At 64.4% G+C, this 12,649-nt stretch carries 7 protein-coding genes and 2 pseudogenes; 5 read left to right on the top strand and 4 right to left on the bottom strand.

Annotation, left to right across the window (positions count from 1 at the left end):
- Window position 1 precedes the first annotated feature (1 nt).
- The 4 genes from hppD to ACIRQP_RS38720 form a co-directional block, all read right to left on the bottom strand.
- Complete coding sequence (gene hppD, locus ACIRQP_RS38735) at window positions 2-1,066, bottom strand: 4-hydroxyphenylpyruvate dioxygenase (protein WP_403899504.1); 1,065 nt, start codon at window positions 1,064-1,066, stop codon at window positions 2-4.
- Window positions 1,067-1,285: 219 nt separating this feature from the next.
- Window positions 1,286-2,125 carry a phytanoyl-CoA dioxygenase family protein gene (locus ACIRQP_RS38730; protein ID WP_403899501.1) on the bottom strand — a complete coding sequence of 280 codons (840 nt, stop codon included), beginning with the start codon at window positions 2,123-2,125 and terminating at the stop codon, window positions 1,286-1,288.
- Between the two features lie 55 nt (window positions 2,126-2,180).
- Window positions 2,181-4,121: a hypothetical protein gene (locus tag ACIRQP_RS38725; RefSeq protein ID WP_403899499.1), complete on the bottom strand. Its 1,941-nt coding sequence runs from the start codon at window positions 4,119-4,121 to the stop codon at window positions 2,181-2,183.
- Between the two features lie 106 nt (window positions 4,122-4,227).
- Window positions 4,228-6,096: an amino acid adenylation domain-containing protein gene (locus ACIRQP_RS38720; protein ID WP_403899496.1), complete on the bottom strand. Its 1,869-nt coding sequence runs from the start codon at window positions 6,094-6,096 to the stop codon at window positions 4,228-4,230.
- Window positions 6,097-6,960: 864 nt separating this feature from the next.
- Here ACIRQP_RS38720 and ACIRQP_RS38715 point away from each other — a divergent pair.
- From ACIRQP_RS38715 to ACIRQP_RS38695, 5 genes and pseudogenes are all read left to right on the top strand, one after another.
- Window positions 6,961-8,121, top strand: coding sequence for a ParB N-terminal domain-containing protein (locus tag ACIRQP_RS38715; RefSeq protein WP_403899494.1), 1,161 nt, complete (start codon window positions 6,961-6,963; stop codon window positions 8,119-8,121).
- Window positions 8,122-8,636: 515 nt separating this feature from the next.
- Window positions 8,637-10,072 (top strand): annotated as a pseudogene (locus ACIRQP_RS38710) (IS1380 family transposase).
- Between the two features lie 354 nt (window positions 10,073-10,426).
- The gene (locus ACIRQP_RS38705) at window positions 10,427-10,918 is read left to right on the top strand and encodes a transposase (protein WP_403899491.1); all 492 of its coding nucleotides are present in this window, start codon (window positions 10,427-10,429) and stop codon (window positions 10,916-10,918) included.
- Complete coding sequence (locus tag ACIRQP_RS38700; protein WP_403899488.1) at window positions 10,915-11,634, top strand: transposase; 720 nt, start codon at window positions 10,915-10,917, stop codon at window positions 11,632-11,634. Before ACIRQP_RS38705 ends, ACIRQP_RS38700 begins: the two co-directional genes overlap by 4 nt.
- A gap of 52 nt (window positions 11,635-11,686) precedes the next feature.
- Window positions 11,687-12,649 (top strand): annotated as a pseudogene (locus tag ACIRQP_RS38695) (transposase); the annotation flags it as partial.

Here is a 12,649-nt window from a genome sequence, read left to right as displayed (position 1 = left end):
GTCACCCCGACTGCTCCGCTTCCACCGCTTCGTACAGAGCCTTGATGTTGCCGCTGCCGAAGGTAGTAGCTCCGACGCGCTCGATGACCTCGAAGAACAGCGTCCTTCGGGGGTGCACCGAGCGTGTGAAAATCTGGAAGAGCTGACCCTCGTGGTCCTCATCGGCCAGAATGTTCAAAGAGGCGAGCTCTTCGGGCAAGTGCCGGGCCAACCGCAGACGATCGCCCAGCATCCGGTAGTAGGCGGCAGGAGTGCTCAAGAACTCAATGCCCCTGTCGCTCATAGCGGCCACGGACCGCACGATGTCTTCGGTACGGAACGCGATGTGCTGCACGCCGGAGCCATCGTGGTTCTTGATGAAATAGTCGACCTGGCCCGGCTCGCGGCTGGTGTCAGGCTCGATGAGGGTGAGCGTCACACCTCCCGAAGGAGACTGCACCACCTCGGAGTCCATCGCCTGAGCACCCACGAGAATCCGCTCCGTAAAGGTGTTCCGAAAACCGAGGACCCGCTCGTAGAACTCGACGGTGGATCGAAGGCTGCCCGCTTCCAGACACACCGCGAGGTGGTCGATCTCCAGTAGACCACTGTCCACTTCGCTGTAGCCGCCGTCGACAGAGGTGAAACCGGGCAGGTGGCTGGCTCCAGTACCCTCACGGCGCTGGACGAAGGTGTGCCGGACATCCCCGAAACCGGCGATCGTGGCCGTGATCACGGAGTCCACCTCGGTCGGCTCTGCCAGCGGCCGAGTTCCCCGTCGGACAGCCTCGGCGAAGGCCGCTTCGGCGTCGGGCGTGGTCAGGGCGATGTCCGCGACCCCATCGCCGTGCTGCCGTACGTACAGAGCGGCCGGGTGATCGTCCTGGAGGGCCTGGGTAAGGACGAGACGAATACGGCCGCTGCCGATGGCGACGGATTTCGCCCGGCCCGGAAGCTCGGCCGTGGCGTACGTCTCGAACCCGTAATCCCGGGCGAACGAGAGTGCCGTGGTCTCGAGGTCTTCGACGTAGAGCGTGACGTGGTCGATGGACAGTTCCTGAACGTCGCTCTTCGCGTGTGTCGTCACAACACTGTTCTCCTAGAAATCTGTTGTTCCACCTGGTGCGTCGGCTCTGCCCTCAAGGGCGCTCCCGTGGTCCCTGACAGACCTGTGTCCGGCCTCGGAAGTGGTGCATCGCAAGGCGAGAGACAACCGCGTACGGGATGTGTACGGGCATTCCAGACAACAATGGGCGGGGCGCCGCTGCCCGCCGCCGCACGTCCGCCGGAGGCACGGGGCCGATCCTTACCAGGGGTCGACCCCGAGCAGCTTTCGCCCGAGCGTGCTCATCGCCGCGATCTGCAGGTCGCCGTAGAGGCGATTGGCGGGCCGATCGCCGGGCCGCTCACCGTCGTCCCAAGGCTGGTCGTCCCTCGCGTAACGGAAGAACTGAGCGACGCGCGCTTCAGGGTTTCGATTATGCGAAGCGGCGTGAGGCAGCAGATGATGCGTCAGGACGAAGGATCCGGCTTCCCCGGTCACCTCGGTGGTCCGGAGGTGGGGGATGTTCCGCCACTTGTCGTACAGTTGCCGGCCGCGTGGGGCGGCTGCAGCTTCTTCCTCGACTATGCGGTGGCCACCGCGCACGACATGGAGAGCGCCCCCGCCCGGCTCGACGTCGGTGAAGTAGTAGCAGCCACCGATTTCGACTTCCGCGTTCGTTAAAAGAAACTCGTCCACATCCTCGGGCACAGCCGGGTCGATGTGAAGATCCTGACTCAATTCGCTCTCGTGGGGAGTGTCGTTGCGCATGGTGATGGCGACCGAGCCGTCCCTGACGAGAAGCCGCGAATGCCGCAGAATCTGCACCATAACGCGGTAGAGTCTCTCGTTCTGGTACAGCGGAATGAACTCGGGACCGTCAAAGGTCTGATTTCCGGGAGTGCAAAAGGGTTTAAACCGGCCGTCGACCGCCTCCCAGTGCCGCGGGATGCCGAGATCACGCGGGAGAAGGTCCAGGATCAGACCCGCGAAGTGCCTGGCCTCACTCTTCGTCAGCACATCACGGATCAGCAGATAGCCGTCCCTCCAGAAGACATCGATTTCCTCTTGGGACAGGACCGGCCCGTTCTCATCGACTGACATCCACACTCCATAATTCCAGCAAGTCCGGCATTCTTTTCTTTGCGGTCATACCCCGCTACTTATCCACCGCACTGAGAGGAAGCAGCCTCCTGGCGAGTCCCCTCACCGTGCTCATGCCACTGACCAGGCTAAAGTCGGGCAAGACGTAACCACGTCGCCGAATCTGCTCGGCGAACTCCGGATACCGGTCCAGCCGTCCTCCCGCTCGCACGTAACAGAGATCCAAGTCCAGTTCCTGGACAAGCCGCGAGTCTTCCAGGGCGCTCTGGAGGGCCGACTCCTCGTCGGTGGACGCGGGACGGCCAGCAACCGTTCGGCCGTCTCCGCTTCGCTCAGCCCGCGAGCAGGCACCGCCATCGGCCGAATCTCCACAGACGATCTCGTACCGGTCCGGTGCCACCAGGATTTCCCCTGTTTCCACGGCCGTGAGAAGCTCTTCGCGGAGGTCGAGCGGAACTGTCGCCGCTCCATGGGCCACCGTGACACGCGCCGTCAGCCGCGCAACATCGACCACCCCGTCGAAACCGGAAATCAGCTCCACTTCTTCCACGTCGCCTATGCCGCGTAACCGGTCCCCGATCGCCTTGAGGTCGGCCCATCCGCCGTGGACGCGTTTCTCGTGCGGGGACCGAGACAGTCGGCGCAGACCGACCTCGCTCGCGATCTGTTCAACGTAGCAGTCCTGATTCGCTGCGGCCCGTTCCAGCACGAGTTCGATGCCGCGCAGCAAGGCCACGCATTGCTCGGGCGCCATGACGTCCGAGTCGCCGTGAACAGACAGTCGGGCCGTCTGCGGGTCGGACCACCTGACCGACAGGCTGACTCCGTACTCGTAGGAGATCTCATTCGTCGTCTCCCAGGAGACGTCTGCGGCGACACGGTGGGACGAGTCGTCCGCAACCTCACGCTCGCCCGCCTGAATGAGTTCTGTCCAACCCTGAGGTGGAGGTATGAAGTTGAAGGCGAGATCAGTGCCCAGGCAAACGCCGCGCCGATGCTGAGCCTCAACCTTCTCCCGGATGAGATCAAAAGGGTCATACCTGCCGTAGGCGGGATGCCCCTGAGACAGAGTCTGCTGCGCTTCCTCGGCAGCGGCAAGCAAGCCCCCGCTCCCCATCAACAGCTTGACCGGGGAACGCTGAGCGGTGGCACACCGTACGTGGCGGAGCTCCGCGTTGTGACGATTGTCCAACGACACATTAATAGAACATGCATCTACGTCACCACGCCAGCACATCAGTTGCGAAAACGCCGCCAGGATAAGCGCGGAGGGCAGCAACTCGGCGCTGGACATGAGACGGGCGAAAGCATCGTCCGCACCCTTCAGCGTAAGCGTGCTCCGATAGAACCGGCCTTCGTTCCTGCCGTCGGAAGGCCGGGTACAGTGCATCTGCGGCGGCGCGACAACGAAGTGATGCCGAAGGTATTCACGCGCCGCGGATCGCTCAGCTTCTCCATGCGGACCGTTTTCCCGTCGGGCCATTGCGGCCGGCTGGATGCCTTGCTCTCCTTTCAGGCCATCCGAGTGGGTATCCGATCCCCCGGCCAGTATCAGGGTTATCTGCTCGTCGACCACGCTATGGAAACCTGCATCCATCGCCGCATTGTCCGCGACCACAGCGAGCCAATTCCGCTTCTCGTCACGAAGCAGGTAGAACTGCACCAGGAACCGGCCGACACGCCCATGCCTCTCCGCCTTAAAATCGTCCACGAGACGCGCCATGCACCGCTGGACGTTTGGCTCACGCGCGACGTCTATCACTAGCAGAGGAGAACCCGTGTCATGGACCTTCTGCCGCAGTTCACCATCCACAATGTCAAGCGACGTGCGCAGGATCTCGAATCGATTTTCCAACCCGCTCATCAGTTGACGGACCGCAGTCTCGTTCATCGACACGGGAAGCTGCCGGAGCCCTTCGGCCAATCCTTTCTCAAGGTACCACTGAAACTTCTGTGCCCTGGTCATGGGAGCGGTGACCGGTTCGCCGTTATTCATCCTTCACACCTCGTCGCGGGTCAGATACACATAGGACAATAGGGACGACACCTGTTTAGTCATCCTTAGTGTGGCAAGCAGAGAAACCTCGGGCTGACAGGAAAGGCTAGGAACGGTCTGCCGACGTCACCGCAGCAAGCTCACGAATCGTGGGAAACTTAAGAAAATCACGAAACGTGACCCGAATCCCAAAATTACTCCGTGCCGATGCGGCCATCCGCACTGCCGTGATGGAATCGCCACCAATATCGAAGAAGTTGTCGTCGATCCCGACGTTGTCCAGCCCGAGCATCTCGCCCCACAGACCGGTCAGCGTCGCCTCTACATCGGTACGTGGGGCCACCTGGTGGTCCTGGACAAGCCCTCGCTCCCTTGACGGCTTCGGAAGCCTCTCCAGGTCGAGCTTGAGGTTCGCGGTGAGAGGGATGGCCGAGATCACGGTGAGGGAGGCTGGGCGTTGGTACTTCGGCATCACCTCCAGGACATGCCGACGCAGGTCGGTCACGAGCTTCAGGTCGTCCTCGCGCGAGGAGTGCTCGGAAACGACAGCCTCAGCGGGCGCCGGCACAGCCTCGCCCGGCCTCCCGGCAGTCCTTCGGTACGTGGGGACCACATAGGCATCGAGCCGCTTGTCACCCATCGCGTCACCCCGTGCCACGACCACCACATCGTCCACCAGCGGGTGTCGTGCGAGGACGCTCTCGATCTCACCCAGCTCTATTCGGTAGCCGCGGACCTTGATCTGTCGGTCGAGTCGGCCCAGGAAGTGCAATACACCGTCAGCGTCACGCCGCACGAGGTCACCGGTGCGGTACAGCAAGGATCCGGCACCGTCCGCAGTGCCTGGCACGAAGCGCTCAGCCGTGAGCTCAGGGCGGTTGAGGTAACCGCGCGTCACCCCGCGTCCGCCGATGTACAGCTCCCCCGCCTGCCCATCCGGCACAGCGATTCTGCCCGGCCCCAGAACCAGCAGATGCGCGTTGCTGATCGGCAGGCCGATCGGCACGCTCGGCGAGGGCTCCGCCGTGGAGCGCACAGCGTAGAACGTGGCGAAGCCAGTAGCCTCCGTAGGCCCATACAGGTGTATCAGGTTGCCGTGAAACGATTCCTTCGCCTGGTCCGCGAGTTGCGATCGGATGGAGTCCCCGCCGAACAGAAGTGTGTGCACGCCTGAGAGGGCTTGAAAGTGCGTGGGCTCCAGCAGCCTGAACACGGGACTCGTCAAATGCAAAACGGACACGGCGTCCCGCTGAACCTGACCACAGAGATTCGACAGGTCGTCCCCGCTGAACGTATAGACGACGCACGTCGCCCCGTTGAGCAGCGGCCCCCAGATCTCGAATGTGGAAGCGTCGAAGGACAGTGTGGCCAACGCGGCAACGCGGTCTTCTGGCGTGATGGAAACGTAGTTCTGCGCCGTAACCAGGTTGACCACCCCGCCGTGAGGGACGAGTACCCCCTTGGGCGTGCCCGTGGACCCTGATGTGTAAGTGACGTAGGCGAGGTTGTCAGGCCGCATGACGACGGCGGGGTTGTCCGTGGAATACGTCTCGACGCCGACGAGATCATCGAGGAGTATGACGGTCGCTTCACCCCTCGGCAGCACCGGCACCAGATGACGTTGGGTTACCACCACCGGGACAGCGCTGTCCCGGATCATGAACTGCAGCCTCTCGAACGGATATCCGGGATCCATCGGAACGTAAGCGCCGCCCGCCTTCAAAATGGCCAGCAGTCCCACAATCATGTCGAGCGATCGCTCAACACAGATCCCCACCAGCGTGTCGGGACCGACGCCCGCGTCCTGGAGCCGCCGAGCCATCCGGTTTGCCCTGTCGTTCAGTTCCCGGTAGGTCAGGGTGCTGTCCCCCGCTACCACCGCGGTCCTGCCCGGACCAAGTTCCGCGTGCCGCTCGAAAAGGGAGGGGACTGTAGCTTCCGGCTGGGAATTGACCTGCCCATCATTGCCCTGCATCGCTGGCTGACTCCATTCTTCTTGGGCGGTTGCCGGCCGGGAGGTAGGAAACACAGAACCTGATTCTTCAGTACGAGGACTCCTACACGCACCCTGCCGTCACTGTTTCACCAAGCTAAGGTCCACCAGGCCCGTACGGACGCAGCACCTCCCCAGGAAACAAATGGCTGCATTTTCTTCCGACCGGAGAGCCAGGAAAACTGCGGATTTTTTCGAGTATTGAGATAAGAAGCCAATCCCGCACGCTCCGACGACATCCTGATGCGCCTTATGTCAGAAAATCCTTGAGTTCCTACCTGACCGCCAGCCGCCAATGCCTCGGAAAATTTAAACGATCGATCAAAATCCCGCAACCCTCTCCAAGAGCTACCACTTGCTCGGTGGCGGCACACGTTGCTCGAGGCTGACAGCTATCGAGAATGGCGCGGCCCGATACTCCATCACCGCCACAACATCAGCAATATGCGCCAGACGGCGACGGCGGGGCCGAACTTCACGAACAGCGTCCAGGACCGTCATGGCGCCGACGGCGCCCTGCCCGTCCGCCCGTCGCACCCCGCACCTGGGCGGAAGGCTACTCCGTCAAGGAAGAGCGGGTCCTGCGGACGGGGTTGCTGAGTCAGTCGACCTGTCGTCCAAGTCCTTCTCCTTGAGAAGAAGTTCGTTCGTCAATGCCTCAGTCGCACGCGACGCCCGCACCGGCTTGTCCCCGCTGGCGCCCCCCGTCGTCGACGACCCTGCACCACACCCCTTAGTAGTGCCAGGTGTACCAAAAACCTACGGAACAGGCGTGATCACTGACGAAGGGAGCTAACAGCCCCTTCACGGTCGATCTTCCGGAAAGAGTTATCTATCGGGTGAAATATGCCGAGCACCTCGATCGGGATGACCTCCCATACAGACACCTCGCGAAGACCGCAAGAGCACGGCGAGCTTCATCAGGGAGAAGGTAAAGTGATGGATATATCGGGGCCGACTGACGTACTCTCGCTAAGTATTTGCTGGACGATCCGCCGAGGGGGATCAGTGATGATGCTGCAGAGTGAGAAGACTAGTCACGCTCGTACGGGACTGACAGATCAGAGCAGTCCGACAGTAGAATCAGATGACCGCCTCAATGTTATCACCTTGGAGATTGCGCAAATCTTGCCGGCCGACTCACCTCGTCTCGAGGGAGTGAACGAGGAGTACGTGCAGCTCATCGCTGAAGTCGAGGAAGAGTTACCACCGATCACGGTCCACAGCGTCACTCGCCGGGTTGTCGACGGAATGCACCGGCTGAGAGCCGCAGTGGAACGGGGCGACAAAACGATCAAGGCAATTCTGTTCTCGGGAAGCGAGGACGAAGCCTTCGTCCATTCCGTGACCGCCAACAACGCGCACGGGCTCCCGCTTACGGCTGCTGACCGCCGCGCCGCAGCCTCACGAGTGCTGCGGGCACACCCTTCATGGTCGGATCGGGCGATAGCTTCGGCCGTCGGGGTTTCTGCACACACGGTCGCCAAGATTCGCCACACGACGGTGGGCGCCGATCAGCGGGCAATACGCATCGGAAGAGACGGGCGGAGCCGCCCGCTGAGCACCGCCGAAGGTCGACGACGCGCCGGTGAGTTGATGAAGGCCCGGCCGGACACACCGCTTCGTGAGATCGCGAGCGAGGTCGGCCTGTCGGTAGGCACGGTGAGTGACGTCCGCCGACGCCTCCGGCAAGGCGAGGACCCCGTCATCCCCACCGCGGCCACGAAAGCGTCCACCCGTGAGAAAATCGACTCGGCAGCGAACAAAGCCCACGTTCCCTCCACCGAGGAGCTCCAGCTCGCATGGAAACAGTTAAGCAAAGATCCGTCGCTGCACATGAATGACCGCGGTCGCCTGCTGCTCGTACTCATGAGGGCATTCATCCTTGATGACGAGATCGCCTATTCTTTGCCTCCCCACTGCGCAGAAAGGGTATCCCTCCTGGCCAGGAATTGTTCCGTTGCCTGGCATAACCTCGCGGAAGCCCTGGAAACACGCAGAGGCTGACCTGAGGGGCATTCATCGGAGGATGTTCTGGTGGTTGAACGAGACGTGCGGCTTCCCGCAGGTGTTGATCGAGCCGGTCCACTCGGTCCGGCTCGTTCCTCCATCACGTTCGTCAGGACCACCAACGGGACATGCAACCGCGTGCCGAGGATCAGGTACCTTCACGCTACGGCCCCAGGACGAAGGGACGGACCACCGCGTCACCGCGTCCACACGCGTAAGGACCGGTGGCCCAACCCCCTGGCGAGAACAAACTCTGCCGGTATTCCGTGACGGATTCACACAGGAACGCGGCACCGGGTTGTTGAGCTGTACCTCCTCGCGATACGACCAAGCGATCGCGCGACCCGTCGGGCTCACCGCGAACCCGAGGACGAGCATGATCGGGTGTTCAACCGCTGGGACCGCGCAGTTGAACGCTCTAGCCTCGCCGTTTCACTTGGGGACGGCTGGCTTTGGAGCGGAAACGCGAAAGTGCCTTCCTGACCTGGGACGATGAACCTTGCTGAGGGGTTCTGTCGGTCCAGGCGGAGGGCACTTTCTACGTGCAGGGTATCGGGTTGCGTCCCAAGGTCTATGTCAGTGCCGATGGGGCGAGGGTGGTCGGGCATGCCGGAGCACGGTTGCTGGCGGATCTTGCTGATGCCACCGGGCTGAGTGCCGCATACTCTGCCGCTCTCAGGCCGCTTCGGCCGCGCGGGACCGGCATGATCCGGGCCGGATCGCCGCCGATCTGGCGGTGATGCCCGCCGACGGCGGCGAGGCCATCGCAGATCTGGCCGTACTGAGGGACCAGGCAGGGGTGTTCGGCCCCGTCGCCTCGACACCAACAGCCTGGCGGCTGCTCGCCGACGTTGACGAGAGGGCACTGTCTTCTCTGCGCTCGGCCCGTGCCCAGGCCCGGGAAGTCGCCTGGCTGCAGACCGCCGAACACGGTGAGGGCATACCCGCGGCCCGGGCCGCGAGACGCGTTCTGCCCGGGCTGGTCCTGGACCTGGACGCGACGCCGGTCCCCTGCCACTCCGAGAAAGAGCAGGCCGCACCCACCTATAAGGGTGGCTTCGGCTTCCACCCGTTGCTGTGCTTCCTCGCCAACACCGGCAAGGCACTGTCCGGCCGGCTGCGGCCCGGGAACGCCGGTGCCAACACCGCGAGCGACCACATCACGGTGCTCGACCAAGCGCTCGCGCAGATCCCCGACGCCCACCGGCACGGAACCGACATCCTCGTCCGCACCGACAGTGCCGGATCCGCGAAAGCCTTCCTGGCCCACGTCCGTGACATGCGGGAACGAGGAATCCGTACCTTCTTCCCGGTCGGATACGCCATCACCGAGCCGGTCCGCCGCGCTGTCCGGGCCATGCCCGACCGCCTCTGGCATGCCGCCCTTAACCAGGACGGGACGCTGCGTGACGGCGCCGAGGTCGCCGAGCTGACCGGCATGCTCGATCTGGACGGCTACCCGGCCGGCACTCGCATCATCGTGCGCCGCGAGCGGCCGCACCCCGGAGCCCAGCTGCCCCTGTTCGACCAGGACGAGGGCCTGCGGCATCAGGTGTTCCTCACCGACACCCCGTACCCCGGTGGCGGTTCCGCCCGGTTCCTGGAGGTCCGTCACCGAGGGCATGCATGCGTCGAGGACCACATCCCGTGCGGCAAGACCACCGGCTTCGGCCGCTTCCCCTCCCGCGACTTCGACATCAACGCCGCCTGGCTCGAACTCAGCCTCGCAGCGATCGATCTGCTGGCCTGGACCCGTTGCCTCCTACTGGACAGCGAACTCGCCACTGCCGAGCCGAAGAAGCTCCGCTACCAACTGCTGCACGTCGCCGCACGCCTCACCCGCGGCGGCCGCCGCCTGCGCCTGCGGATATCGGCGACCTGGCCCTGGAGAAACGAACTGGCCACGGCATTCCATCGCCTCGCCGCACTGCCCCGGCCCGCCGGCTGACCGGCAAACCCCCATCCGCCCACGACCTGAAAGACCTCGGAGAACCCGACCACCGCGCCGGGACACCGCCCTGCCCACATACAAAAATCGCGTCGGCCACCCAACAGTTGCTGATCCGCGACGCCGCCTCATCCCAACCGAAACGGCGAGGCTAGCCTTGCGCTTTCGCGAGGTGGGCTGTCCGATACTTGATCAAAGAAGCGAGGAGTGCGTCTGACCTGGGACGATGGGATTTGTCTAGTGTCCTGTTCGTCGTCAGGAAAGCTGCACTCCTCAGGTGAAGAAGAGTATCGGGTCGTACCCGCGTGTCCGCGTCGAGGACGGCGGTCGTGGAGTGGTCTCCCAGGCCGGGGCGTGCTGCTGGTGGAGACCGTCCGCAAGCCCGGCCTGGATATACGGCGATATCGACGGCGTTGGCGCCGTGGCGCAAGCCGCGGGGCGGTGCATGATCTGGGCAAGATCCTGCTGGATGTGGCGCTTGCGGTCGCGCTGAGCGTGGACTACCTGGCCGATGTCGGCGTGCCGCGGGCGGAGTCGGCGGTGTTCGGGCCGGTGGCCTCCGACCCGACCGTCTCCTGCCCTGATCGACACGCTCGCCGGCAGCGGGAAGCGCGCGCCGACAGCGATCCGCCGGGCCCGCGCCCAAGTCCGCGATTGGGCCCGGCCCGTGACGCAGCTCCCGACAAGGGCGGCGAGGTGATCGTGGACCTGGACGGGGTACTGGTGATCGCGCACTCGGACAAGCAGGACCCCGCGGCGACCTGGAAGCGAACGTTCGGCCACCATCCGATCATGGGGTTCGTCGACCACGGGGCGGGCGACGCCGGTGAGCCGGTGAGCCGGTGACGAGCCTGCTCAGAGCGGGCAACGCGTGCAGCAACACCCTCGCCGACCACATCACCGCCACCCAGCTGGCCCTGGCCCAGCTGCCGAAGAAGTACCGGCGCGGGCGCCGCACCCTGGTCCGCACCGATTCCGGCGGCGGCATCCACGAGTTCGTCAACTGGCTCACCGCGCGGGGCCGGTGGCTGTCGTATTCAGTCGGCATGACCATCACCGACGCCATCCACCACGCCGTACTGCAGGTCCCGTCATTGGCCTGGACGCCGGCCGTCGAGCCCGGCGGCGAGGTCCACGACGGCGCCTGGGTAGCCGAGATCACCGGGCACTGTCTGAAAAAATGGCCGAAGGGGATGCGCCTGATCGTCCGCAAAGGACGCCCGCACCCCGGCGCCCAACTCCGTTTCACCGACGCCAACGGCATGCGCCTGACCTGCTTCGCCACCAACACTCCTGGCACCGCGATCGCCGGGCTGGAACTGCGGCACCGCCAGCGCGCCCGCTGCGAGAACCGCATCCGCAACGCACGCGCCAGCGGCCTGCACAACCTTCCGCTGCACGGCTTCGCGCAGAACCAGATCTGGCTGGAGATCGTCCAGTTCGCCCTGGACCTGCTGGCCTCAATGCCGATGCTCGCTCTCACCGGCCAGACCCGGCTGTGGGAGCCCAAACGGCTGCATCTGCTTCTGTTCTCCGCCGCCGCCCAGCTAGAAGACTGCTGAAAATCTGGGGTTTTGGCCCCGGCCCGACTGGGTCGGGGGCAGTCTTGTAGGCATGCAGGGGGAATGGGCCGGGGAGATGGTCGGGCCGGATGTGTGGGAGACCTGCCGGGAGTTGATCCCAGCGGGGAGTGTGTTCGCGTTCCTCGCCGAGCACCGGGAGGTGCTGTTTCCGCCGGGGATGTTCGCCGACATGTATCCCTCGTCCAACGGCCGTCCGAGTCTGCCGCCGCAGGTGCTGGCCGCCACGGTGGTGCTGCAGAGTCTGCACGGGCTGTCGGATTTCGAGACGGTCCAGGAACTGCGGTGTGACCTGCGGTGGAAGGCGGCCTGCGGGCTCGGCCTGTACGACATGGCGTTCGATCCGTCGCTGCTGACGCCGGCTGCGACACTCGGCCGATCCGACGCGGATCTTCACCAAGGTCAAAGAGGTCGTGGCCGCGACCGGCGTGCTCAAGGGCAAGCAGCGGCGGGCGCTGGATTCCACCGTGCTGGACGATGCGGTGGCCACCCAGGACACCGTCACTCAGATCATCTCCGCCATCCGCCGGGTGATCCGGGAGGTCCCCGGCGGCGAGGAGAGCGTGGAGCAGTGGTGCACGGCGCACGACTACACCGACCCGGGCAAGCCGAGGATCGCCTGGGACGACGAGCAAGCGCGCGCCGCACTGGTCGACGCGCTGGTCACCGACGCCCTCAACCTGCTCGGACACCTGCCCGAACGCGAGTTCGGCGAGAGGGCGGCGAACGCGGTGGGCCTGCTGGCCCTGGTCGCGGGACAGGACGTGGAACCGGCCGAGGACTCCGACGGGCGCGACGGCCGCTGGCGCATCGCCCAGCGCACGGTGGCGGACCGGACGGTGTCCACCGTCGATCCCGACGCACGGCACATCCATAAAAACCGAACCCGCCACAGCGAAGGCTTCAAAGGGCATGCGTCCTTCGAGCCGGAGACCGGGCTGTTCACCGCGGTTGCCCTCACCAGTGGCTATGGCCCCGGCAACCACGAGGCTGCCGT

The sequence above is a fragment of the Streptomyces sp. NPDC102274 genome, assembly GCF_044766385.1.
Classification (GTDB): Bacteria; Actinomycetota; Actinomycetes; order Streptomycetales; family Streptomycetaceae; genus Streptomyces.
This window is presented reverse-complemented; position numbering and strand designations above follow the sequence as displayed.